The organism is Prosthecobacter fusiformis, assembly GCF_004364345.1.
Taxonomy (GTDB): domain Bacteria; phylum Verrucomicrobiota; class Verrucomicrobiia; order Verrucomicrobiales; family Verrucomicrobiaceae; genus Prosthecobacter; species Prosthecobacter fusiformis.
The window spans coordinates 132,137-156,918 of record NZ_SOCA01000001.1 but is presented as its reverse complement, the minus strand read 5'-3'; the positions used below and the strand labels follow the sequence as shown (position 1 = coordinate 156,918).

Here is a 24,782-nt window from a genome sequence, read left to right as displayed (position 1 = left end):
CTGCCAATAGATTCATCCTGCGCTTGCGCTCCTTCTAATCCGTGCCAGACTGCGCGTCCCATATTCACTACCCCTTGGTGTAATGGTAACATAACAGATTCTGACTCTGTTGTTCAAGGTTCGAGTCCTTGAGGGGTAGCCACTTCATGAAGCCTCGCGTTTGCGGGGCTTTTTCGTGTGTGGGCTTCGTGAATAAGAGCGATGATTTGACGGTTGTGATGAATATCATTTCACCCGGGGAGTGGTGAAGAATTCTTCGCGGATGCGGAGGCTTTCGCGGTCGATTTGTTCGCGGGTGGCGCCGAGTTTTTCCAGCATGTATTCGGTCATGGAGAGGGCGACTTCGCCTTCACCGGAGAAGACGCTGTCGGCTCCGGCACTGGTGAGCTGGTGGGCTTCACGCAGGTAGGAGGTGCGGGCGATGATCTGGATCTTTGGATTGATGCGGCGGGCCTCGTTGATGAGATCCTTTCCCTCCAGGCCTGAGGAGCTGAGGATGAGCGCGCGGGCTTTATCGATGCCTGCCTGTTTTAGGGTTTCGGGGTGCGTGGCATCGCCATAGATGGCGGTGATGCCTTCGGCCTTCAGTTTCTGCACGGTATCCACATTCATCTCCAGGACGACGGGGACGATGTCGTTGTCTTTGAGCAAGCGCACGACGGTTTGGCCAACGGGGCCATAGCCGATGATGATGGCGTGATGCTGTTCCTGGGTGTATTCGGAGGGATCGCCTTTTCGCTCGGTGTTACGGGCGAGGATTTTGGCCAGCCAAGGGATGCGGAGCAGTCGGCTCTCCAGGGGAGCGACGCCGCGATACAGCAGGGGCGTGAGTGTGATGGAGACGATGGCTGTGGCGACGAGGGCATTGAAGGCGGAATCTGACAACACGCCCAGATTTCGACCCAAGGTGCCGACGATGAAGGAGAATTCACCGATCTGGGCCAGGACTGCACCCACATAAAGAGCGGTGCGAAGCGGATAGCGCAGCAGCAGGGTGATGGCGATGGCAGCGAGGGGCTTGCCAATGATGACAATGCCAATGGTGGCCAGGACTAGGCCGGGGGCATCCAGCATGGCTTTGAAATCAAACAGCATGCCCACGGAGACGAAGAACAGAACGGCGAAGGCGTCTTTCATCGGCAGGGCGTCCGTGGCGGCGCGGGTGCTGAATTCCGAACGGGCGACGACCATGCCGGCGAGGAAGGCGCCGAGCTCCATGGAGACGCCGAAGAGCTTGGCTGCACCCACGGCGATGCCGAGTGCGATGACCAGAACGGCGAGAGTGAAGAGCTCGCGTGAGCCTGTGCGGGCGATGTAGGCCAGCAGACGTGGAATGGCCCAACCACCGACAATGAAGGTGAAGGCGACCAGGGCGCAAATTTTGACCGTGGTCCAGAGCATCGCCCAGATGAGCCCGCCACTGGCGGCGGCTTCTGCGCCTTCAGCGGGTGCACCGAAGACGGCAGGCAGCAGCACGAGGACAAAGACGGTGAAGAGATCCTCCACCACGAGCCAGCCGATGGCGATGTGACCGACAGGGGTGTGCAGATGATTGTTATCCACCAGGACTCGGGTGAGCACGACGGTACTGGCTACAGCGATGGCCATGCCGAACACGGCACCCTCCTGCCAAGTCCAGCCGAAGCCCATGGTGATGACGATGGCGAGGCCCGTTGCCACCGCGCTCTGAACGATGGCGCCGGGAATGGCGATGCGCTTCACGGCCAGCAGTTCCTTGAAATGAAAGTGAAGACCGACACCGAACATTAGCAAGATGACCCCGATCTCTGCCATCTCCTTGGCCAGGTCTTTATGCGCCACAAAGCCTGGAGTGTTCGGGCTGACAACGATACCGGCCAGCAAGTAACCGACGATGGGTGAGAGGCCAATCTTCCGGGTCAATAAACCTAGTGCCAAGGCGACCGCGAGACCGCCGGTCAGAGTGAGAATTAAATCAAGGTGGTTCATGAGTTTAACGGGATACTGAGGCACGATAAACAGCAATGGCCTTGATGCCAGCAGGCATGTCCCTCAAGAGGTTTTAAAGCCTATTCAAGCACAGCCAAAATTTGAGGCAGATGCTCCTCGGGTTTCACCTTTGGAAAGACGGCTTTAATCTTGCCCTCAGGGTCAATGACAAAGGTGGTGCGCTCGGTGCCCATGTACTTTTTGCCATGTCTTGCCAATTTGCAGTCTCTTGGTAAGAAGGGAGCTGGACGAGGTTGATTTTCATCTCGCCCTTCCCGATCTCGATGCTGGTCAGCATCAGCTCGACGATCCGCCGCTTCTCGTCACCGTTCATGTCTTTCCAACGGGTTCCGATGTCCGAAGCTTCCCTCATCATGTCGTCACTCGTGACGCTCTCCATCTTCAGCAGATCGATCTGGGCTTCGAGGCGGGGGAGCTCTCCATTCAGCTGCCGCTTGCGCTCGTCGATGGGCTCATGCCGCTCTTTGAATTGCTCGATGGTGAATCCACCAGCGGTATAGAGATCGACCAGCTTATCCGCGTCGGCGCGGAGCTTCGCGATCTCCTTCTTGTGGGCCTCGAGCAGGCGCTCCTTCTCAGTTACCGCCTCACTTGCCTTGGAGAGATAGGTCCGGATGTGGTCGGGATTCACGAGGAAACCGGTCACCTCATCAAGAAAGATATCCTCAAGGTCGGAGCAGGGGATCTTGTTGCGGCAGCTCTTACAGGTGTATTTCGGCGAATTGCTAGGCACATACATCGGCCCTTCGCATCCGCAGTGGACGAATCCTGCAAAGAGGTGGGCCGGCTTCTTCATGGGGGCTTTCCGTGTGATGCGCCTGCCTTCAAGAAGGGCATGGCAGCCATCCCATAGCTCTTCCGAGATGATTGGGGGAGCAGCATTGAAGATATGCTCGGCCTCGGGCTTGATCGTCCAGGGCTTTCCCTTGCCATTGTTTCGCGTGTAGTTGCGGCGATAGACTCCCTTGGCAGTAGGGTCGAGGATCTGGAAGCGGATCGTCATGTCGGACCATTCCTTGCCGTTGCGGGAACGGTATCCGCGCTCGTTCAGTATCCTGGCCACGGTCTTGAGCCTCTTGTGCTCCAGGAAAAGCTCGTGGATGAGCTTTCGGATTGGGGCTTCATCCGGTTGGACGACAAGCTGCTTGTCCTTCCATTCGTAGCCGTAGGGTGCCTTGCCGTTGATGGGCTTGCCGAGCTTCGCCCGGATCGGAATGGAGCTGCGGACCCTATCCGCGATTTCCTCGCGCTCCCATTGTGCCATCACCGACACGATATTGTAGAAGAGTCGGCCTGATGGGGTGCTCGTGTCGATGTTCTCCTGGAGCGATACCAAGTCGGCGTCGTTCTGCCGGAAGTATTCGGAAAGCTCCATGAGTTCCTTGGCGTTGCGAGTCAGGCGGGCGAGCTTGGTAAACACCACCGACTTGACGTGCCCGCGCTTGACGTCGGCAAGCATCCGCTTCGCTTCAGGATGGCCCAGCACCTCCTTGCCGCTTACTCCCGCAAGGTCATACGTCTCGACGATCTGCCAGCCCATCGCCTGGCAGTAATGCTCAGCGCGGATGCGGTGATGCTCGGGGCTGTCTCCCTGGGCCTGGTCCTCAGTGGAAACTCGGATCCAGACGCCTACTCTCTTCGCTGGCAAATGGCTTTTGGGCAAAGCATTCATATGCCTTGAATATGATGGAGAGCTATGGCTGAATCAACAGTCTATTAAGTTTTTTGGCGAGGAATGAGATGAACCATGGTGCTTTTGGCGATACCTATTAGAATGTGGGTGAACAAACATGACCCGGTCTTTCATATATTTGCCAACTTCAGCAGAGGGTTTGTAGGGGTTTGGGGAGAAAATGACTGTAGCTTGGGCACGCATCGCTGACAGTGTTCGTTCACGTCAGTCCTGGCTGTAGTCTGTTATCGAACAGCATCATTCCTTTCCCAGAATGGCTACCCTTCCTACGGTGGGTGTGGGGCTATTTTGTATTTGTGAGGGAAGGCTATGGGCCCAAGCAGGGCAAGGTGGTAAATGGCGAATGTGGCCCGGAAGGGCTTGCGTGCTCACCTTGCCCCCACAGCAAAGTCTCACAACCCGGACAGCCCTCGCCTCAGCATCTAGGTCAGCTTCTCGCGAAGCTGGCTATGCAGGCCGAATGTGTTGGCGGGACGTTGTGGAAGTAGAAGTTTGGGGAGGCCACAGACAGAGGGAGGATTTTGGCAGGATTGTGAGGTCCGAGTGTGCAGGAAGCACCTGGGCAACTGCCAGCCCCCTCCAGTGGACAGTCCACTCGAACCGAACGGTACTTGCAATGCACCTCCACCTTTTCCGCCACGAGTTTTTCCAGCTACGCATCCGCTTTCTTTCATCAATTGTGATACGATCCGAGTCTTGCCAGCGTTTTGAAGTAATGCCTACCGGGATGCCGGAAGGTCTCAGAGGAAACGGCAGCACTCATTGGTGAAGTCGGTCGCAGGCAACGGCATGGAATGCGTGGGAAATTTACAGTCAGAAATTTGCGGCAGGAAGAAAGAGGATTTCTGGGGACGTGGATTTCGTGATCGCCGAGATTGCCTGAATACAATGTGCGCATATGATAGGAACTATAGGGGTATCATAAATTACCTAAAAAGACCTTGTTGCAATTGCGAGCCTTTGAGAGCTGATTGATCGCATTATATGAAATGGGATGAAGAGGGCGTGCATGCAATCGCCAATACAGAGAATCCAGACCGTGTTGCAGACGTCGTGTTCGTCCATGGACTGCATGGTGCCTCCCACAGCACCTGGACCTATGGGGAAAAGGGCAGTTCTGATTACTTTTTCTGGCCAGAACAACTAGGTCCCGAATTGCCTGACTGTGGCATCTGGTCCGTGGGTTACTCAGCCGGAATTACAGTGGTTGGCAAGCCTGGAATGTTGATCGAAAAACGCTCACGCAATTTGGTCAGCCAGTTTGGCTTGAGCAAGCTTGGGGAACGTCCCATAATTTTTATTTGCCACAGCATGGGAGGGCTTATAATCAAAGACTTGGCGGTGCGAGGCTCCCTCCCATCCGACACAAAACACAGCCAGCTTGTCAAAAATATCAAGGGCATCATTTTCTGTGGCACCCCCCACAGGGGATCAGCAATTGCTTCTATGGCGTCGTTTTTGCGCGTGGCTCAGAAGCATGTCCGCCAGATGACAGGCAATGAAGAGGCCTTGGACTTGGCACATGAGCAGTTTCTCAACTGGCTCGGGGCCAATCCAGTGGAAGTCATGACTTTCGCGGAAAGCTACCCTCTAATGCGACAGACTTTTTGGGGGCGATTTATGCCTATTCCGCGGGTATTGATCGTTCCTCGCGCCTCGGCCAATCCAAATGTGGGTAGGATCCATGACATTGATGCTGATCATCTTTCACTGGTGAAACCCAAGGGCAAAGATTTGATTTTTGGCTTGTCACTAGAGTGGCTTGGTATGGCTGTTGCATCGATTAAAAAAGAAGCGTCGCAGACCCACGAGGGGGGGCTGGATTCTTCGCCTGTCTCAGCCCCGCAGTCCCTGAGGCACTCAGAGGCCAGCGCGCTCTTCATTGACCTAGGGAACGAAAAGGAGGAGCGGTTGAAAGTTATCCAGAAGAAACTTTCAGAAGGCCATTTCGCTGCGGCTGAAAAAGATGTCAGGACGTTGATGGCGAATGCCAGTGTATGGAGTGTTCTTCAGCATTCCACGCGTGCCAAGGCCTATCGAGCACTGATTCACGCGGTCATCAACAGGCAGGCGAAAACGGCTGGGGCAAAAACCCTTTTGTCACAGGCTAAAGCTGAATGCCCAAATGAGCGGTTTGTGACAAGTGAAGCGTTAATCGCGATCACGGAAGGCAACGAAAAAGCCATGCTGGAAAGCTACCCGAGTCCAGTCACTGAGCAGGAATGGCGATGGAAACTCTTGCTGCTTGTCAATGATGAACAATACGAGGAGGCTATACGTATCGCTTTGGACCCGGCAGCCCCGTTCCCCTGTTCCACCACGGTTCATAGCTGCCTGACCTGGGCTTACCTAAAGCTCAAAAATTTAGATAAAGCACACCAGTCCAACCAGTTAGCGCTGGAAAGCGAGCCTCATAGCTTGGGGAATCTCGAAGCCAAGGCGCTGATTGAATACGCCAGTGCCATATCTCCACACGCCTCGGCTTGGCTTGCCTCAGCCTACCCTATACCCTTGGCTGTGGAATGCGTTTACACGACGGCTGAGGCGGTGCGTCATTTTGAAAAAGCTGCAGAATTGTTTGAAGATTTTGCCACGCGAATGGATGTGGGGTCCGAACAGCAATTGCGATACCTTCTTTGGTCTCTCGCATGCTGGTGCAATTTGGCGCGAATCAATCCCAGTCTGGGATCTGCCCCTGTGGAAAAATGCTTGGCGATATTTCACCAAATTCAAACGCTACAACCGGGCTCATCTCTTTCTATCCACTGGGCTTTACTGGCGGAGTTGCCAGTGGATCTGGTCCAAATAGAGAATACGTGCCATGCCATTCTGGCTAATGGTGAGATTGAGTCAGTTGAAATTTTACGACAGCTTTATCAGCATCAAGGCAAAGAAGCCGAAGCCGCTGAGTTGATGGACCGATTCAAAGAGGCTTTTAGCATTGGGCAATCATCCAAAGGCTGGCGGTTCTCCCGAATTCAACTGGCAGGAGCCCTGCAACAAACAGAAACTGTTAGGACTATTCTGAGTGAGGCGGAAGATGAAGAAGAACGCATTCAACTGCTCGCCTTCAGCCTCAGATTGCCAGCCCTTCGCGGAGACTGCAAAGAGGAATGCTTAAAAGCTTATGTCGATCTTTGGACGCACTCTGGAAAAGTGACAGATCTGTTTTCGGCATGCGAGATGCATGTGAGGTTAGACTCCCCCGAATTCGTTGTTGAACATGTGGATAGGCTGCTGCGTGAGTTTCCTGGCAAGCGGACTCTAGAGATGGTATTGACCGCCTTGAATGAAGCCGGAAAGTGGGAACAATCTCTGCGTATTCTCAACGAGTATCGCAGTCTCGTGAATGATGAAAATTCCGATGTCTTTCTGCAGATCGAGAGCGAAGCCTGTTTTCAGAAGGGAGATTTCCAAACTGCTCTGAGCCTGATCAAACAGATCATTCAAAAGCATCCGAATCAACAAAACATCCTTCTTTGGTTCAATAAATCCAAGGAGGCAGGCGATCATCTGCACATGATTGAGGCTGCCCAACGGGTACTTCAAACAGGGGAGTGTCCCGCGCAGAATCTGCTGCATATGGCGGATCATCTCACTGCTGTTCACATCCAGCTCGCCCGACAGTTATTCAGGGCTGCGGTTGCAACACCGCAGATTCATCTGCCTCACACAGCCGCTTATACTTTTATTTTAGCGAACAAGCTCAACCTGGCTGATGAGCTGGCTCCAGAAGTGATGCAGTCGGCACTAAGTCCCGCTGGGCCCATGAAAAGGTTTACCATGGATGAAGTTTCCGAGCTAATGCGGGAGAAGCAAAGCGTTCGGGCCGAACAGGAGGAGCATTACCGCCTAGGCCGCGTTCATGTTCATGCCTATGCTGATGTGACAGGACATCCCCTCAGTGCGATTGTTCATGATGCCTGCCCGCCAGCTAATGGTGATTACTTTGCTGCTCCAACACGGCTGTGGAGTGCGCGCCTGAGACACGGACGGCGCTATCATTTTTCCGAGCCTCCCCCTTCAAGCCCTTGGAAGTTGCACCTTGATATTACCTCCCTCTTGGTCGCGCATCGTCTTGGCATGCTTGATGTTTTGGAAAAATCCGAAGCTCAATTGAGCATCTCTCCAAAGATTCCTGGGCTGTTGCTTGAGGAAATGAAACAGCTCGCTGATCGTCAACCCTCGCGGGAAAGGGAAGTGGATCAACTGCTGGTTCTAATAGATGCGGGCAGGATACGTGTCACTTCGCAATCCCAATCTGAAATTCCCGGTCTGGAGGCATGGGCCTCGGGGATGACTCAAAATTGGAAGAGTGCATTCTCTGCGGCTGTGGAAGGAGGAGGCGTACTGATTGACTTCTGGCCGTTGGATTGGGATTTTGAGCCAGGCAAGCCTCTGGATGTACCCGAGAAATTACTTCAGCATGTCGGTGGTCCATCAGGACTCGTTCAGGGAATGATTGACGCAGGTTGGATCGAAGAGGAAGAACTCCGTCCAAAAATTCATAGCCACAATTCTTTCCATCCTGCCTCCCCGAGTGTTCGCCTCGAACATCTCTCAACAATCATCTTGGATACGGAAATCGCACGTTCCTTGATGAATGTCGGGGCTCTGGACTCACTGATAACACGCTGCAAAGTCTGGATCACATACGAAGAGGAGCAAAGATGTCGTGAAGCGCAAAGGCAGGCAAAATACCAAAATGAAGTATTAGCTGGCATAGACTCCCTGCAAAAACATTTGCAGGGAGAACTGGGCAGGCGGTACCAGACTGGGCCGGTTTCATCGCATGCTGTGCGTCATGAAAGAGAATCACTTTTGTTTAACAGCGTCCTCGATCTTCTGGCTGTCACGTCAGGAGCCTTGATTGTATCCGAAGATCGCTGGATGACCGGTTTTCTCTTTGCGGGTGAAGCTCCCATTGTTGGTCTTTTGGATGTTCTTTACTGGCTGCATAAGGTTCATCGTCTCTCGGCTTCAGAATTCTTTGGCTGCCTTCATCGCATGCGACTAGGGAATGCCCGGTTTATACCGCTCTGCAAAGAAGAGCTGCTTTTTCGTCTGAAGGGTGCAACCAATCTTCATACAAAGGAACTTCGGGAAACGCCCGAGCTTGAGGTCATTCGTCGCTATTATGCGGCCTGTTTTTTAGATGCCAAATCCATGCAATTTAGCAAAGCGGGGGACGTGGATTCTACCGAGATAGGTTTTCTGACACAGATTCTTATATCGGCTGCATCAGTTTTTGCAGACCTATGGACTCATGAAGATGATAAAGATATCAGGGATAACAAGGCTCAATGGCTGTTGCATGCCCTCGTCACAGATGTCGGCACGCTTGCTATGAAACAGCTTCATCCTCAAGCGGAACCCGAAAGATATCGAGACCGGACTCTGTCAGATCTGTTCTGCTTCTTTTGCCTGCAAATTTGGGAGCAACAGCGGTCGGATCTAGATATGCTGACCGAGCGAACGAGCGGTTTCGCCAAGTGGCTGATTAAATCTCTTCGATTGCGAGCAAGAGAATATCACCATTTCTGTGAGGCAATTAAGAGCATGGTGAACCAGATCCATACCGAGCACCCTGAAGCGGGGGCTGGCCAGGGAATGATCCCGTTTGCCACCTCCATTATTCTGGGCCTAATGAATGTAGGGCATGGTCACGTATCATTGTCCCAAGAAGAGAGGGAGCAGTTTGGTATCGACCAAGTCATGCTATTGGGAGGGTTCCATTTCGAACGCAGATCTGTTTGGGACGCGATTGAACGTGCGATGAGCGGTGGCGCTGTAACCGTTGTGTCGCAATGCGGGCAAAGGGAATATCAAGTTTCGTGGGCACCCAATCCACAAGGTCTGCCAGACGTTTCTTTTTCCAGTGGCGCGGATGGCCCTTTGCATTACCGCAGTGGCGATGCGGCCCTGGCATCGCCGGAAATGCCCACACGGATTTCATTCCTCCAAGCCAGGAGATCAGACATCGACCTTTCTCAGGAAAAGGCACAGACACTCTTCCCGTCTATTGCTGCACTGGCATCACCCTCTGATCGCATCGATCAATACGACCTGCTCCAGGAAGAGTCCACAACCCTCCAGTTTCGTCGTTTCTTAAATCGTCCACCAGAAGCTACAATTCGGATAAGTCATATTGAAAAAGAGGCTAGACCACTAGGCTGTGCATCCCTGCTCCGGCATGCTGGTCTGGAGCCAGGGATGTGCCTTCAAAGACCCCTTTTTGAGCTGATGACTGAGGCGGCACCCCAGCTAATGGAAGACTACGAAATGGCCGATGCTTTCGCACGGCAAGGCTCCTTGCCAGTGCGGCTGCCAGAGATCTGGGCTGTGCGCATCTTTTCCCTTTCTGCAACGGAGTTAGACGCATTTGTCAGATCCTTCGAAGCTCCTGTTTCCAATCCCTTCCTCCGTCTGCAACTCGCGTGTTTGTTGCTTCGTCCAGATAGCCCCGCGCAAGAGCGCGGCAAGGCACTGCTTGATTCCCTTATCGGCGATGTGGCGAAGGAGAGCTGGAGTTATTTCAATGCTGTGCTTCGATGGTCATGGCGTTGTCTGGCGGCCCGCAATGAGGACTTTGCCCCGGAAGAAATGTGGCTATGCGCTTGGGTGCATGCCGGGATTCTGCAATTCTGGCTTCCACGCCCGCCACAGTCGCCCGAGGTGATTGCCGCCTTTAATCGTCTTGAGCTGGTTCCGGCGAGTCTCTTCGAAAATCGGGAGGTAATTCCTGACGTGGTTCATCCGCTACACTTCAGTGCGAAATGGCTTCTGCTTCACGCGCTACCCCAACTTATTTCATTGGACAGGCTATCAGCCCCGACGGCGGATTCACTGACGGAGCTATACCGGACTCTTTTGTTTACTAGCAAGGATGCACCCACGCCCGAAACTTCAATGCCCGTTTTGCGTGCCGATTGGACAAACAGGCTGGGGACATTTCTTGCTTCAGCTTCAGTGGAGTTGTTGAAGGACTGGGTGACTGTTGAACAACAAATCTGGATCAATCAGAAAACCGTTCTCGGTAAGCTACAACGGCATTGCGAACATGTGGAGCTTTCCAACTCTGCGGAATCATGGAAGTTTCTTTCCCTTGCATTGAACCTCCAGCCTGCGCCTGAGGCATTAAGCAGTGCTTTTCATATTCAGATGGAGGCGTTCGACGTTTCAAAACTTCGACTGTCTGAAGAACACAAAGCCGAAGAACTTTGGGGAATCTCCTACTTTATCACCAAACAGAGGAGTTGGTATCGCACTGCGGACGAGATTTATTGGATGAAGTTGCTGAATGAATTTTTTGACAGGCTCGAAAAGGAAGGTGATCCCAACTTTGAGGCGCATGCGGTCGATCTTGCTTTCAGTATGGAATTTGCATACGGAGACACGCCTTCGGAGTGCGCTGCAAGGTTTGCTGATACGGTTATTCAAATGGTTCGAAAGCGCCCTGCCATTGCCACTAAGACATGGGAAGCACTTTCGCAGATCGTGATGGCGCAGAACCCTGAAAACCAGCATCATCTCTGGCCGATGCTGGCCGAAGTTCGTGCACTTGGGGGAAGGCCATAGTGTCCCGTCATGAGCCATTGGAACGCTTTCGGCTCTTGAGTGAGTCTGCCATTGCTGAGGCTATGCTTGCAGCGCGCGCCTTCGCTTCCTCTTCGCTGATTTCAACAGTGGTGGTATTGACTTTCCAGCCCTTCCGCAGTTTCTCTTTTCCACCTGAGAAATGGACATCTTTTAGCACCAGCGACTGAAGGAGGGTAACAAAGTCGCTCTTCAGAAAGAATTGCACCTGTGTGGTCTGCACATCGGATAAGGAGTTGCGGATAGCGGCCTCAAGCTTTGCTAGCTTTCCTGCGTCTAGCGCGACCATCGCCACCAATGGGAATCCGGCTTTCAAGCACTTGGTTACATTCTTCAGTTCATATTCGAGCGTGTTAGTCACCGAGATCTCGCAGGCGATGATCGTGCTGCCTCGTTCCAGGTAGAGATCCACTGTCTCCAGGGAACCGGAAATCTGTTTCTCCACGACAGCCCTGAACCCGTGCGTCTCGGCGATTTGCTTGAGTTCCAGTTGCACTGCCTGATGAAGCGCCCCGCCGCGTCCAAGAGCCTCCACATCTTCCCGAATAGTAGTCGGGCTGTATGAAGAGGGTGAAGCAGGTGAGCTTGGAACCGCAGATGATAGGGAAGGGGCCTTTGGCTTTTCCTCTGCACTTTCACCTGCATCTGTTTTTCTGGGCTCCGGGTCAATCGACTTCTTTTCCTGTCTCTCCGCTGCAAGAGAAGGCTTGTGCGGTGCGGTGCTGTTTTCCACCCTTTCGGCCGCAATCTCAACCTTGGACCGTCCATACTGGCTGCGCGAACTTTCGATAACCTCAAGGCGTCTTTCTCCCAGATGTTCTTTATCGCCGAGATCTGAGGCAGGCACCCTGAGATTGAAGTCCGCATCGCTGCGCCCGATCCGGCAGACGGCATCGCCAACGGAGAGGCTCATGAGCGCCTTGGAATCAAAATGCGCGAAGCCTGCCGCCAGCGACTGGGCATCCTCATCGCCGGGACGAAAGACGATACGCGTGCAAGTGTTTGTTAAAACTGCGCTCGAAAGCTCCGGGTATCGTCGAATTTGCGCAAGGTCTTGGTGGGCAAGTGTGAGTCCAAGTCGGTACTTACGGGCACCTGAGAGGATCTCTGACATCGAAGGGGTGGCGAAGTTTTGGAACTCGTCAATGTAGAGCCAGAATGGCTTCCGGTCCTTCTCAGCGAGAGCTTGGCGGCTCATGGCCGTCTGCTGAAATTTTGCCACCAGGAGGCTGCCGAGGAGATACGAATTCTCGCGGCCCATCCGTCCCTGGGGCAGACATGCCAGGAGAATTTTGCCGCTGTTCATTATCTGGGCAAAGTCGAGATTGTTAGACTTCTCTGAGACCATGTACCGGATGGATTTGGGCGACAAAAACGATTCCAGCCGGGTCAAGATGGGGCCTATGGACTTGTTGCCGCCAAGCTGGGGGAACGCCTTCTCCCAATAGAAGACTGCCTCCGGGTCTTCCACCGTTTTCAGGAAGGCTGACCGGAAGTCCTTATCGAGCAGAAAGCGCCGGAGGTCCGCCAGGGTGCCGCCGGTGCGGCTTTCGAGGAAGGCGAGAATTGCATTCTGGAAGACGCTGTTCATCTGGTCCCCCCAGCTGGTCGAGAGCCGAGCGAAGATCGAAACCAGGTCCGAGGCAAGTAAAGTCTTTTCAAGATCGCTGTGGGCTGACAGGATGTTGAACCCGATGACATACTCTTCGTCTGAAGGGTCGAGCAATATCACATCCTTGATCCGGTGATCGGGAATGATCCCGAGGATTTTCTCGATCAGGTCTCCATGCGGGTCCAACACCCCCACTCCAGCGCCAGCTTCGATGTCCTGGCGGATCAGATTGAAAAGCAGGGTCGATTTACCAGTGCCTGAGGCTCCAATGACATGGGTGTGACGAAAGCGGTTCTCGTCGCTAAGGAAGACGGGATTTGAAACGCCTCCATGTTCGTTGAAGCCAAGCTGAAGGGGAGAAGTCTGGATGGCCGATTCAGGTGCGGCCCGAGTCATGCCGCTGTCCGACCTCAGGAGCGCAGCAGTGAGAGGGTCTTCGGGGAAGCGCACCAGCCAAGACAGTTCGTCCCGGTTGAGAAGCATCCCGGTCCGCCTTGACTGGCGGAGGATCAGGTCGCGCTCGTGATCCCGCCCCTCGTAGCCATCATTTGAGAGGGGGATCAGGCGGTTGTCGGCATCGCTCGCATCCGCAACGAATCCTGATAGCATCTCCGCAACGATTTTCCAGGCGCGCTCAGAGTCATCGGCTGAAGAGGCGAAGCGGACTACTACCGCATGGAGAGGTCTTGAGAACTTCGCTTTCGCTCCGGTTAGTAGCTCAGGGCGATTCACGAAGAATGGGCCGCCCTCACCATCGGATACCGCCTGGAGCGCCTCGCCGCCCCAGGAATGACGCACGGGCTCGAAGATGACCTGCAGGATGCCGAGTTCCGTCTCGTCGAGCGATGCCAAAGCGGAAAGCAGAGGGAAATACGGGCCCGAACGTATCAGGCCCAGAGGTAGCATGAATTCCCGCTCAAGGCCGCATTCGCAGATCGCAAACGAGTTGCCTGTCTGTTGCCAGGCTTCCATCAGCGCGTCCTCGGTCGCGGTCACAACCATTCCAGGGAAAAGCAGGGAAAGCTGTCGTTCGACGAGAGGAGCGTCGTCAATGCTTGCAGCAATTTGGAGCAGCGCGTCGCCACCCATTCCCAGAATCTCGAAGCTCACCGGCTCCCCGCAAAGAGAGATAGAACTAAGGAGCTGCTCCATGCGCGCCGCCAAGCCTTTGCGCTCGCGAGGAAGCGAAATCTGAAATTCAACGATAGCCTGCCGTTCCCACGGGAAAAATTGCGGGGACTCATGCTCCTCTGGATCAGCTGGTTCCTCAGTATCGGATATTGTCCTTCCGAGCCGCTCCATAAAGCCGCTGAAAAACGTGTGCTTGCGTCCGTCGTCCTTAACCTTTGGCTGGGGGAGGTGATATCCGGGGAAAGATCGGAACGGAGGCTCGATGGACACCGGCTCCGGGCACACCTGTCCGCCGCGTCCGGGAAGCTCGAAGCGGTAGAACTGCCCGGTAAGCTCCTGTTCGAGTGTGGTCATGGCTCATCGTTCCAACCGGCGGAGCAGGGAAGCGAGCGCCGGATGGGCCTCCGGCCAGGCTTCTTTGAACTCAACCTGCTTGATGCCACCCGCCGCCGTCATCTCCTCGACGGCACGTTTCACAAGAGCTTCCGTCTGATCCAAAAACATCAAACGTGTGTCATAGCGGTGATAAGTTTCCTTCCGAACCAGTTCATAAAGCGTGCCGAAAATGGGAATGCGAAGAAAGAACGCGTCCAGGTCATGGAGGCCCAGCGTCAGGGCGTTCCTCATAAGCATGAACCCGCCGATCAGGCTGAAAAGAATGATAGCGCTTCCGGCGATGACGCCGAAGAGCTGGATGTAGCCGAGAACGATGGCAGCGATGACGGCAAGGATGACCAACAGTTCCCAGACCATGAGAGAGACAGGGATCTGGGCCTGCCTAGCTGAAAAGAACCAGGCCTCCCCAAAGGCGGCGGAGCAGACATCAAAGACCAGCCGCTCGCGGCGGATGCGGAGATATTGGCGGTGAGGTGAAAGTGCTCCGCCTTCGCTGAATTCCTCACGAGTGACCTCAAAACCAGGTAATTGCCTTTCCTGAAGCCAGCCTTCGATCCGGCTGTAAAACTCGTCTGTGCTAAACGAGCCGCGCTCAATCGGGGTATACCAGTATTTGATCACCTCTGGCCTTTTGCGCCTCCAGATTCCAAATGTCGGTAGGTTCATATAATTGAGGGTTTCGCTTGTTATTTGCCCTTGTTGCCCAGATCCCGCCTTTCTGCTCTCTGCCAAAGGAGGCTTGCTGGGAGTCCTAATCCGAAAGCTATCTTCGCCAATGTCTCCACCGAAGGGATGCGTCGTCCTTGCTCAACAAAGCTAATGGCATTGCGATCAACGCCAGACCGTTTGCCAAGTTCGTTCAGTGACAAATCCGCTTCGATCCTAGCCTCTCGGAGAATTTCTCTGAGAGCTTCGCAAAGCGCAGCACTGGCTTCCTGAGGACGTGACACCCACAATCAATGGAGAAAATCGTTGCGTCCGACATGTTACAAATGTAACATGCGCATAATTTCCCCATACCATGAAATTCCTTCGTCGCCTCGGTCCTGACCCTCACGAGAATGGGAAGCAAACTCCCGCTCTGGACGGTTGCCCAGATCTGTGGGAACTGGCTGACGGGGATATTGCGGTCATTGGAATCGACATCACGGAGGAATCCCGTGGACGCCTTCCTGCCACTGCTGGCTGCGGTTTAGATGAGCGGATCGTCAAACTTCCCCGCCAGATTCTTCTTGCTGCAAAAATTGATATTCTTTCGCTGTGAATAGTCTTGCGAAAAATAATTGCTCCCTGTTTTAATGCTGCATATGAACCTTTTTCCTCAGGACACCACTTTAAGTCGATTTAATGATAACGCTTCCTCCCAAAAACGTATTCCTCTGCTTTCCCAGAGTGAACACCAACGTCATCAAATCGGTGTTTTGTGAGAATATGTCTTATCGCATTTGCTAAGTTTGGTGCGCAGTCTTGATCTACATTCTTCGAGCCATGAGGAAGTAATCCTCGAACAAACACGTTACCTTCAACATATGCATTTGCGATGGAGGCTATAAAAATTCCTCCTGGTGCAAGGACGCGATAAGCTTGTCGAACTGACTCTTGAATGTCGAAAAAGGCCGATTGGTAAGTTCGCAGCGAAACATATATGTCTTGGGATTGGTCAGAAATCTCGTCCAAGGACTCGGCTGAATCTTTGATAAAAGTAGCCCTAGGGAATTTAGTTTGTGCTTTCGTAAGAGATTCCGGCGCGATGTCAACTCCAGTGAAGTTAATGCAATGTTCAAAAAGGCCAACTCCTTCTAGGCCATTTCCAATACCAACATTTAAAATTCTGCGCTTTGGAAAATCATAGACTTTAAAGCGCTTTAGTATGCCTGGAAATTCCTTCTTCCATCTTTCTTCAATCTTTCGTGCATCTTGATCATATGTATAACTGCTGTACTTCTGATCGAATGCCGATGACCTAGCTTCAACCAAGAAATCTAGTATTTCCTTGCGTGTTTTGGAGTGAAATTTCCCGCGTCCGTATACGTAAGACGCTAAATCTCGCAAAGAGTAATCATCTTCTGTGGGTATATGGTCAATGTCGACACCTGCGGAGCGTAATTTGCTCAAAATCACGTCGGAAACACGGACCTGAATGTACAACGATGTTGATGGGAGATGGGCGCTAGAAAATAAGTTCCAAAACTCTCTATTATCTTCTCGTATTTGTCTCTCTAACTCAGAAGGAAATCTTTCGACTATCAAGCCTTGTCTCATGCGGAGAAAAGTCTCACCGTGTCCCACTATAACGGGATTAGGATCAAGTGCGCCGATGTAAATGCGACCAAATCCTGTGTTGACAATACGTTCAGCACAAGGGGTTTTTCCATGACCCCTATGAGTGCAGGGTTCAAGAGTTGCAAAAATTGTAGCGCGAGAGAAATCCTTGAATCCTGCTTGGATAGCCTTCGAAATAGCAATAAACTCAGCATGATCTCCACGGCCTTGCTCACCACGGTGAGCCTTGGCAACAACAGTGCCATTTTCATCAACGATTACAGCTCCCACTTTTGGGTGAATGCTACCATCTTCAGGCTTGGATTTCCGCGACTCTGAGATGGCCATCTTCATGAACGAATAAAGTTTTTCAGGTTTAAGCATAAGGATCTACTATTAGATAATAACTCATTCTGAGGTTCAGAATGAAATTTATCATGGCGACTGCCAAACACCTAGCAAAAATTGGTTTACTCAGGCTGTTCCAGTGACTGGGCTGGCAAAAAATATGTAAAACCGCCTGAAGCCCGTCATCTTGAACCCAACCAGTCGCCACTCCGCACCCCGCTGCATTTCCATCGAGCTTGTAATGATGGGATTCGACCAGAATACCCCCCCGAGGGCAGCAATTTTTCACACGAATCGCGGGAAAAACCAAAATTGTGCAGTCAATACATTTAAATGCTCATGCAAACGTTCATGGCAGAGGAAGGCCATATGGTGTTCTGGGCCGATAAAAGGAGCGAGTGTAAAAGAAAACCCTGATCAGAACTAGGTCTGATCAGGGTTGTAAAACATCCTTGGGCTTCAGATGATACAGCTCTCTTTGAAAGAGAAGTATCGCTGATGGCCAACGATGATGTGGTCGCAAAGCTCGATGCGAAGAAGCTCTCCTGCCTCGCGGACGCGTCTGGTAAGTGACGTGTCGGCAGGACTTGGGGAAGAATCTCCGCTCGGGTGGTTGTGCATGAGCACGATGGCATGAGCTGCGGCCATGATGGCGATGCGAAAGACTCCGCGCGGATGCGCCATGGCCTCATTGAGCGAGCCAACGGACACCAGGTAGTGTCCTTTGATCCGCAGCCTTGTGCTGAGCACGAGCACCACCACACATTCCACATCCGCGTTGTAATTCGGAGAGGCGGTGATGTGGTGGTGCCAGTATTCCACAGCTTTCGCCGGGCAGTCCATCAACATCAGGGATTCTGGGGAGGGGCACTCCCGCAGACTGATGACCTTTAACTCCTGGGGCGCGGACTTTCGTCGTCGCTGTGCCGGGAGGTTGGAAGGATTTGGCAGGAACAATTCGAGTTGTTTCAATGTCATCTTCTCTGCCGTCCGCCTGCGATTGCAGGCTGCTTCGTGAGTTACACTCTCGCGCTTTAAGCGGGACGGCTCCATGCGTTGAAGCGAGTCGCGAGAGCCTGGCCTTGCAGCCGATTCAGAGTCCTTTCAGTATTCGGAAGGGAGCAGCACTGTGGTTACAGAGCGATCCCATTCCGTGATGACCCAAAAACGGATACCGTTTTCTCCGCTGTATGCAGAAAGGAGCCGGCTCCCGTCCTGTAGCGCATCGTTGTTGGCTTCGATGTCCTCCGAAGTTAGTTCGCCCCAATCACCCTGAAGGTGACGGGATAGGGCTGTTTGAATGTCGGACGACGTTAAAGCCTGTATCGCTCCAGGTGTGGCAAAAAGCCGGCCTAGAGAAAATCGGGGAACGGCGTTCATGGGGTAGTGGCTCCATGTTGTGTGAGAAGAGCCTCAACCTGCGAACGTTCCAGCAGTTCCGGCTGCGGTTGGTATGCGCCGATATCGATGATACGGACGATGGAAGAGCTGCATAAAAGCATTGCAGCCTCTGAAGCTCCTTTTCTTCCTGCCTCGTCTGCATCGAAGAGCAAATACACGGGCCGTTTAGTCCTCGCTGCTTCCCGGATCAGAATTTCCTGACGGGGAGACAGTGAAGAGCCGAGGATGGCAACGGTCGCCGAAAATCCGAGCTGGACGAGATGAAGGCAGTCAAAGACGCCTTCGACGACCAGCAAGGGGTCCGATGAATCCGCGTGGACAGCGCGATCAATGTTGAAGACCTCGCGGCTTTTGCGGAATCCCTTTGGCAGTTTGTATTTGCCCTGACCCTGCGGTGGATCTCCAGGCCATCTTCCAATGTAACCTGTGAGAACTCCATCGCGGTTGCGGATGGGGATAGCCACATGGCCACGCAGACAGCCCTTGGCGCAATAGCCAATCCCGTAGCTTGCAATCGTGGCCTCTGTGAGACCGCGTGCGGAAAGATACGGATGATCGGACTTCAGTGCCTTCAGAGCGAATGAAAGAGGCGGGTTTTCACCCGTATCCTCATCCGGGTCATCGGCGACTGCTGGCGGCGGTTGAAGTGGCTGAGAAGACGGGCGGGGGGAAGCCTCCGTCGTCTGCCTGGGTGCTGTTCCAGCGAAACGGTTCGCGGCCTTGTCGGGCATGAACCAGTCTTGGAGAAGCAGCGCAGCGTCCCGGAAAGAGATGCCTTCCCGGAGCGAAACGAAGTCGATGACGTTGCCGCCTCGACCACAGGTGCCGAAGCAGTTGAAGCAATTGCGGGAAACGGACACCCGGAACTGCGTCGGATTGGTGCCCTTGTGCAGGGGACACGGGCCCGAAAGACGGTCTGCTGCGCGCTTCAGATTGCTCAGCAGACCGTAGCGTTCGAGGACCTGAAGGATGCCGATCCGCGATTTCACCTCTTTGAAATCAACGAAGGCGTTCTGAGAAGCGGTAGAAGTGCTCATGATAAAGAACAATTTTGATGGTGGATTTGGTTAGAAGACGAAAAAGCCACCCAGCAAATGCTGATGTGGCTTCCTTGGCTTCTATTGTATCACGACCACTTGAGATCCAAATCGGGCGGCTGTGGATGGCACATCGTTTGTTATTCCATGAGGGGATAGACCTTCTTTCCTGAGCAGGTTTCCCAGCCATGGCTCAAAGCATCTCCCTGCTCCAAAAGTTCCGAAGCAACTGCGAACAGGAACATTTTGGATTCGCGGTTTTTGAAGGTTGATGCTGTTGCCTGTTGAAGAGAAAAGAGCCTCCGCCTGGATTCAGCCACGACCAGCACACGAAAGGCGGGAATATGAAACCTGCTCCACAGGACCCCTTGTCGGCGTGTTTCCTTGTATGAAAGGATTTTGCGATAGAATGAGGATTGGGATAGCCCCTTGCGATGAACAGGCATGGTGCCCCGATCCACCTCAAGGATATAATATCGCGGTTCACCATCGGCGGATGAAAGGGAAAACGCTCCGTCAGGGAGCTGCCAGGTTTTCAGAACTTCCCGGCCTGTTTTGAGTGTTACGGACCATTTCAAGCGCACGGGCCTTCGATCTATTTCAGACTGCCCAGACGGCCATTCCTGGGGCCAACGAATGGCCAGTGCCCGTGCAGTCGCTGCGAATTCCATTGCGACCAGAACGTCGGTTACACGCAAAGAATGGAACAGTGACAAGGCTGCGGTGATCCCTTTTTGGCGCGGCAAGGACAAGAGTTGATATGACGCACGTTCACTCAAAACCTTCAATCCTTGCGAGGTCAGGCAATAGGCAATTTTCTGCCCGATCTTGTCCCGGACGTACATCTGCTGGACTGGCCGATCCAGAAGGCCTGCATGGAACAATCTTCCAAGCCGCCGGATCAAATGCTGGCGGCTTCCGGGAATGAGCTTAAGCAGGTGATGCGACTGAATAAACCGGTGGCGACCGACGGCTGAGAGGATGGCAAGATCTCGTTCTGTGAGAATGAGTCGGACGCTATCGGTGACGCGTTTGAATCGTGGCTTCCTTGGCCGCGATTGGTGCATCCATTCATTTTAACACAAAATCAGCCCCAGCGGTGGCACAGTTATTTTTGATCTGACCATCGTCTCAGTTTGCTCTCAACATTCTGACGGGGACTGCAGAAACGCTGTCGGCTTCGAATCATGGCCGGATCGCGGTGTCTTTTCGCGAACTGCTTTGGCGGCCCAACCGAGACTCGAATCGGCTGCATTACATCCTCAGCAGGGCGTACAAGCACCGTGAAAGCAGGCAATTCGGCAAACAGGCCCGGAGCCATCGAGTGGCCATAATTTGCCCCCATCACCTCCGAGTCTTCGCCTGATACCCGGAAGGCAAAAATGCTGCCCGCATTACCCAATACCGCCTCCCGCATAAAAGGTGATAGCTGTCCAAGAAACTGATGGGCCATGACGAGCTGAAGACCAAATTTCCGTGACTCCGAAAGCACCGTCGCCATGGCGTCCGACAGGAAGCCATGTGCTTCATCCAGGATAAGCGTGAATGGTTTCCGAGCAGAAGCGGGCATTGAACTGCGCTCCATCGCCATCGCTGCAAGGGAGGCGGTGAGAAGCGCCCCAAGAAGCCGCGCTGCGTCCTCGCCCAGTTTGCCTTTGTCGAGGTTGACCACCAGAATCTTACCTTCATCCAGAACCGCATGCAGATTCACCTTCATCTTCACCTGGCCAAGCGAATGCCGCACGGGCGGAAAGGCCGCGAGCTGGCCCAGCTTGTTGAGCACGGGTGCTATCGCTTCGGTCCGAAACCGTTTGTCCCAAACTTCGTATTCGCGCTCCCAGAATGCGCGGATGAACGGGTCGCGGCATTGGCGGACAGCCCAGGCGCGGTAAACATCGTCGGTCAGAAGCCTGGGCAAGGCGATGAGACTCGTGTTCTGGCAGTCAATGAGCACCCTCAGCGAATGATACAAGATGTTTTCAAGCCTTGGCCCCCAGCTTTCGAACCAGAGATGCCGGAACGCTGACACCAGAGCAGAAGCCAGACGCGGTCTCGCCTCAAAAGGCACCTGATCAGAAACAAAATTCAGAGAGGGGGCATACTCCTCATCGCCGAAGTTGAGATAAATCACATCGTCAAGCCGGGAACGGGGAACCGCATCCAATGTCCATAACGCGAGATCGCCATGCGGATCAAAAACACCCACCCCGTGACCTGCCTGGATCAGCCCGTCGATGAGAAGCTGAAGCAGGGTGGACTTCCCGGTACCGCTCTTGCCCAGGACATAGGCGTGACGCGACAGCTCCGCCAGAGGCAGGAAATAGGGAACTTTGAACCCGCCATAGGTATGGCGGTGGCCGAAGAAAATGGATTCATCATTCATATCGGAGGCGGCCGCCCTCGCCCGAAGCCCGTCCGTCCCATCGTGAAGACTGGAAGAGCCGGAAGGCCGGCATGCTTTTTGTTGAAGAGCCGGTTGGGAGAGAGGCTGTCGCCGATACCGAAGCCGGAGCTTCGGAGCAAAGAGCAAGTCCACCCTTATTATACCAGTTTCGGAAACCGTCGTTGACCCCGTGCCCAGTTACCCCGTCGTCAGCCGTTCACCCGTTAAAGAACCCGTGGATCATGCCGCCGTCTTGGGCGGCTTGAATCCGTCAAGGCAGGGGCCGGGCTTTGCCCCGGCTGCTGCCGCACCCCGTCAGGGAAAACCGTTAGTGGGGCGGAGGCAGGCCGCAGGCACAGGCTTGAGCGGTGGCCTGGCGAAGCGGCCGTATTCAAGCCTGTGGCTGTGGGAGGGTGGGGAGGGGAAACCTTCGTTAAAACCCGTCGTCTTGCCAGGCGAGAAACCTTCGTTAAACTAGTTCCCCACGTGTCGTGCCCGCCTCGCGGGCCGACTTGCCGCAGAAGGGCGATGTCCTTGACGCGATAGCGCTCCGGACTCGCCTGATAACCTTTGGCTTCTGTGGCAAGTCGGGCCGTGAGGCCGACACGTGGGAAGTCGTTTCGCGCTTTGTTATCAAAGGGAAACCGCCATCGGCGGTGTCGTTGCCCCGACATACCGGGTATGTCGTCCCGATTGTCGGGGAAGCCGTTCTCCGCCATCCACAGCCAGCCTGTTGACAGGAGGCGGGCAAGTACGGTGTACTGCGAATGTCCGATAGGACGGGCACCTTGACAAAACGCTACTAAAGATGCGAAAACATACGGGATCAGGATTCCTGATCCATACCTTGATGAAGGTGGCAGACCGCTTTTGTCAGGGGCTTTTACTGGTCTAACAAGACATCAATGTACATCACTTACGCCCGACGGCGCGGAGATTTCAAACCCGCCGCCGTCACCCCGGTTGTCTCTGACAACCAGACTCTTATCAAAGAATACCTGGCCTGGAAAGCCACTCATACCCGGTCAGCAGGAGAGAAATATGCCCTCTGGGTGACCCGCTTCCAGGCATTCACAAACAAAGCGCCCGAGGATCTGGTCATTGGCGATTGGACCGCCTTTGCCTCCAGCCTGAATGGGCGCTTTGCTCCGAAGAATGTGGAATTTGCGTTAAGCATCATCCACAACTACCTCCGCTACTGGCATGAGCAGGGCAGGCTTCGGCTGCCATTGTACCTTGCCCGCGTCCCGACCGCCAGGGCCCGCTCGCATGAAGCCATCACCGAGGAGGAATACCGACGGCTGGTTGACGTGCTGAAGGCTGAGAAACACCTGCGCGATCTGGTAATCGTCCGGCTGCTCCACGACACCGGCATGCGGGTGGGGGAACTGGAATCCCTGGAGATCGAGCAGATAGAGGAAGACAGCTCGGCAGTCATTGACACAGAAAAGACCGTGCAACGCCGCCGGGTGTTCTGGAACCAGGACACCGATGAAGTTCTTCAGCGCTACCTGGTGAGCAGGATCAATGATGGACCCGACAGTGACTGGCTCTTCGCAGGACGCACCCCTGGCAAAGCCCATCTCAACCGACGAACCATCGAACGGATGATCCGGGACACGTGCGCCAGGGCCGGCATCACCCGCAAGCTGACGCCGCATTCGTTCCGGCACGCCTTCATCCACCGCATGGCCGCACTGGGAACCCCGGACGCGATCATTGCCCAGCTGGTGGGGCACAGCTCCCCGGACTCCATTTCCCACTACACGAAGCTGTCGAGGCCCGAAGCCGAGCGATTCGCCAGGCTGCAATTCAGCCATCTGGCGCTTGCAGCATAACGGTCGGCGCTCGCGCGGCTCCAGTTATCCACAGACTCACCCTGTACAGGGGCAGGGCATCCAGCTATAATTCCAGACAGTTTCTTTTCCCTTCCGCATTTCGCGACTGCCCCTCAAACAGAGGGGATACAGCCTACGGCAGTGATGTCGCACAATGCGACTTTCCGCCTGTCAAGATTGACGGAATGGAGAGGAGGTGAACGGAAAAGAAACGGCTCCGGTGCAGCTCGAACGAGAGTTCAAGCAAATCGGTTCACGGTCGAATTACTCATTCAACTAACTTACCCCCCATGCGACAGCAGGAACTCGAATACATCCCGGTCGGCCAGGAAAGGCCACAACATTTCCCAACAATACGTGGCTTCCTTTTGAAATGGTTGTGTGCCTGGCTTGGCTGTCCGTGCATGAAGTGCTCCTGCGACAAAACGTCGCGGGGTGGGGAGGTAGCGGAACACATCATCGAATTTTAGCAGTCCCAGGCTCGAGAGCACTGCTGCATTTTGCTGGCCGGACAGGCACGCCATCCGGCTGGGTGCAGAAGCTCCTACACAAGCACTGGGAATGAACCATCATGGCCAAACAACGGATCGTAAACACACGCTTCTGGGACGATTCCTACATCGCCCTGCTGAGTCCGCATGAAAAACTGCTGTTCCTCTACCTTCTCACCTCGCCTTTGACGACCATCGCGGGCGTCTATGAAATCCCGGTCAAACGAATCGGGTTCGACACAGGTCTGGCCATGCCGGAGATCAAGCAAGGTCTGGCCAAACTCGAAGCCGATGGAAAAATCCTCCGCCAGGAGGACTGGATCGCCATCGTCAACTTCGTCAAACATCAGACTCTGAATCCAAAAGTCCGCCAGGGCATCCTGCTGGAACTGAACCGCTCGCCCCAAGAACTGGTGAAGCGTCTGCCATCCAGTGTACAGGGCCTTGTCATACAGTTGGATAGGCTATCGCATTCTAATTCCAATCCTAATTCCAATCTCAATTTCAAAGCGGCCACGCCGGAGCCTGCCTCTCCGGCGGTGCCCCAAGACATCCGCAGGGAGATTCATGAAATGCTCGGGAGGAGACGGCCTTAGCCGCCTCCT

16 protein-coding genes and 1 tRNA gene are annotated in these 24,782 nt (G+C 54.0%); 6 read left to right on the top strand and 11 right to left on the bottom strand.

Annotated elements, in window-relative coordinates; all coding sequences use genetic code 11:
• Positions 1 to 68: 68 nt before the first annotated feature.
• Positions 69 to 142: transfer RNA gene (locus EI77_RS00515), tRNA-Gln, on the top strand.
• Positions 143 to 225: 83 nt separating this feature from the next.
• On the opposite strand, the gene EI77_RS00510 is transcribed toward EI77_RS00515, so the two are convergent.
• Together EI77_RS00510 and EI77_RS00505 are read right to left on the bottom strand one after the other, a co-directional pair.
• Complete coding sequence (locus EI77_RS00510) at positions 226 to 1,968, bottom strand: cation:proton antiporter (protein ID WP_133792804.1); 1,743 nt, start codon at positions 1,966 to 1,968, stop codon at positions 226 to 228.
• 124 nt (positions 1,969 to 2,092) lie between these two features.
• On the bottom strand, positions 2,093 to 3,661 hold the full coding sequence (locus tag EI77_RS00505; RefSeq protein ID WP_133792803.1) for a recombinase family protein: 1,569 nt from the start codon (positions 3,659 to 3,661) through the stop codon (positions 2,093 to 2,095).
• Between the two features lie 1,005 nt (positions 3,662 to 4,666).
• Between EI77_RS00505 and EI77_RS00500 the strand changes: the two genes are divergently transcribed.
• The gene (locus EI77_RS00500; RefSeq protein WP_133792802.1) at positions 4,667 to 11,260 is read left to right on the top strand and encodes a lipase family protein; all 6,594 of its coding nucleotides are present in this window, start codon (positions 4,667 to 4,669) and stop codon (positions 11,258 to 11,260) included.
• Between the two features lie 7 nt (positions 11,261 to 11,267).
• On the opposite strand, the gene EI77_RS00495 is transcribed toward EI77_RS00500, so the two are convergent.
• From EI77_RS00495 to EI77_RS24150, 3 genes are read right to left on the bottom strand one after another with little or no spacing between them, the layout of a single operon-like run.
• The gene (locus EI77_RS00495) at positions 11,268 to 14,375 is read right to left on the bottom strand and encodes a type IV secretory system conjugative DNA transfer family protein (RefSeq protein ID WP_133792801.1); all 3,108 of its coding nucleotides are present in this window, start codon (positions 14,373 to 14,375) and stop codon (positions 11,268 to 11,270) included.
• Positions 14,376 to 14,378: 3 nt separating this feature from the next.
• Positions 14,379 to 15,083, bottom strand: a complete 705-nt coding sequence (locus EI77_RS00490; RefSeq protein ID WP_133792800.1) for a DUF502 domain-containing protein — start codon at positions 15,081 to 15,083, stop codon at positions 14,379 to 14,381.
• Between the two features lie 20 nt (positions 15,084 to 15,103).
• Entirely contained in the window at positions 15,104 to 15,367 is a 264-nt protein-coding gene (locus EI77_RS24150; RefSeq protein ID WP_425606501.1) for a helix-turn-helix domain-containing protein, read from the bottom strand.
• Positions 15,368 to 15,438: 71 nt separating this feature from the next.
• Between EI77_RS24150 and EI77_RS00480 the strand changes: the two genes are divergently transcribed.
• Positions 15,439 to 15,681 (top strand): hypothetical protein, encoded by a 243-nt coding sequence (locus EI77_RS00480; protein WP_133792798.1) that lies wholly within the window; start codon positions 15,439 to 15,441, stop codon positions 15,679 to 15,681.
• A gap of 80 nt (positions 15,682 to 15,761) precedes the next feature.
• Here EI77_RS00480 and EI77_RS00475 read toward each other — a convergent pair whose 3' ends face one another.
• The 6 genes from EI77_RS00475 to EI77_RS00450 form a co-directional block, all read right to left on the bottom strand.
• A complete protein-coding gene (locus tag EI77_RS00475) occupies positions 15,762 to 17,063 on the bottom strand; it encodes a methyltransferase domain-containing protein (RefSeq protein WP_133792797.1) in 1,302 nt (433 codons plus the stop codon).
• A gap of 423 nt (positions 17,064 to 17,486) precedes the next feature.
• On the bottom strand, positions 17,487 to 18,080 hold the full coding sequence (locus EI77_RS00470; RefSeq protein WP_133792796.1) for a JAB domain-containing protein: 594 nt from the start codon (positions 18,078 to 18,080) through the stop codon (positions 17,487 to 17,489).
• A gap of 51 nt (positions 18,081 to 18,131) precedes the next feature.
• Positions 18,132 to 18,407 (bottom strand): hypothetical protein, encoded by a 276-nt coding sequence (locus tag EI77_RS00465; protein ID WP_133792795.1) that lies wholly within the window; start codon positions 18,405 to 18,407, stop codon positions 18,132 to 18,134.
• Positions 18,404 to 19,465, bottom strand: a complete 1,062-nt coding sequence (locus EI77_RS00460) for a CHC2 zinc finger domain-containing protein (RefSeq protein WP_133792794.1) — start codon at positions 19,463 to 19,465, stop codon at positions 18,404 to 18,406. Before EI77_RS00460 ends, EI77_RS00465 begins: the two co-directional genes overlap by 4 nt.
• A 140-nt stretch (positions 19,466 to 19,605) precedes the next feature.
• Positions 19,606 to 20,532, bottom strand: coding sequence for a replication-relaxation family protein (locus tag EI77_RS00455; RefSeq protein ID WP_133792793.1), 927 nt, complete (start codon positions 20,530 to 20,532; stop codon positions 19,606 to 19,608).
• Between the two features lie 41 nt (positions 20,533 to 20,573).
• On the bottom strand, positions 20,574 to 21,848 hold the full coding sequence (locus tag EI77_RS00450; RefSeq protein ID WP_133792792.1) for a type IV secretory system conjugative DNA transfer family protein: 1,275 nt from the start codon (positions 21,846 to 21,848) through the stop codon (positions 20,574 to 20,576).
• 190 nt (positions 21,849 to 22,038) lie between these two features.
• Here EI77_RS00450 and EI77_RS00445 point away from each other — a divergent pair, with 190 nt between their 5' ends.
• The 3 genes from EI77_RS00445 (at position 22,039) to EI77_RS00435 (ending at position 24,773) form a co-directional block, all read left to right on the top strand.
• The gene (locus tag EI77_RS00445; RefSeq protein WP_133792791.1) at positions 22,039 to 22,326 is read left to right on the top strand and encodes a hypothetical protein; all 288 of its coding nucleotides are present in this window, start codon (positions 22,039 to 22,041) and stop codon (positions 22,324 to 22,326) included.
• A gap of 427 nt (positions 22,327 to 22,753) precedes the next feature.
• Entirely contained in the window at positions 22,754 to 23,686 is a 933-nt protein-coding gene (locus tag EI77_RS00440) for a tyrosine-type recombinase/integrase (protein WP_133792790.1), read from the top strand.
• Positions 23,687 to 24,257: 571 nt separating this feature from the next.
• Complete coding sequence (locus EI77_RS00435) at positions 24,258 to 24,773, top strand: hypothetical protein (RefSeq protein ID WP_133792789.1); 516 nt, start codon at positions 24,258 to 24,260, stop codon at positions 24,771 to 24,773.
• The last annotated feature ends 9 nt before the right edge of the window (positions 24,774 to 24,782 follow it).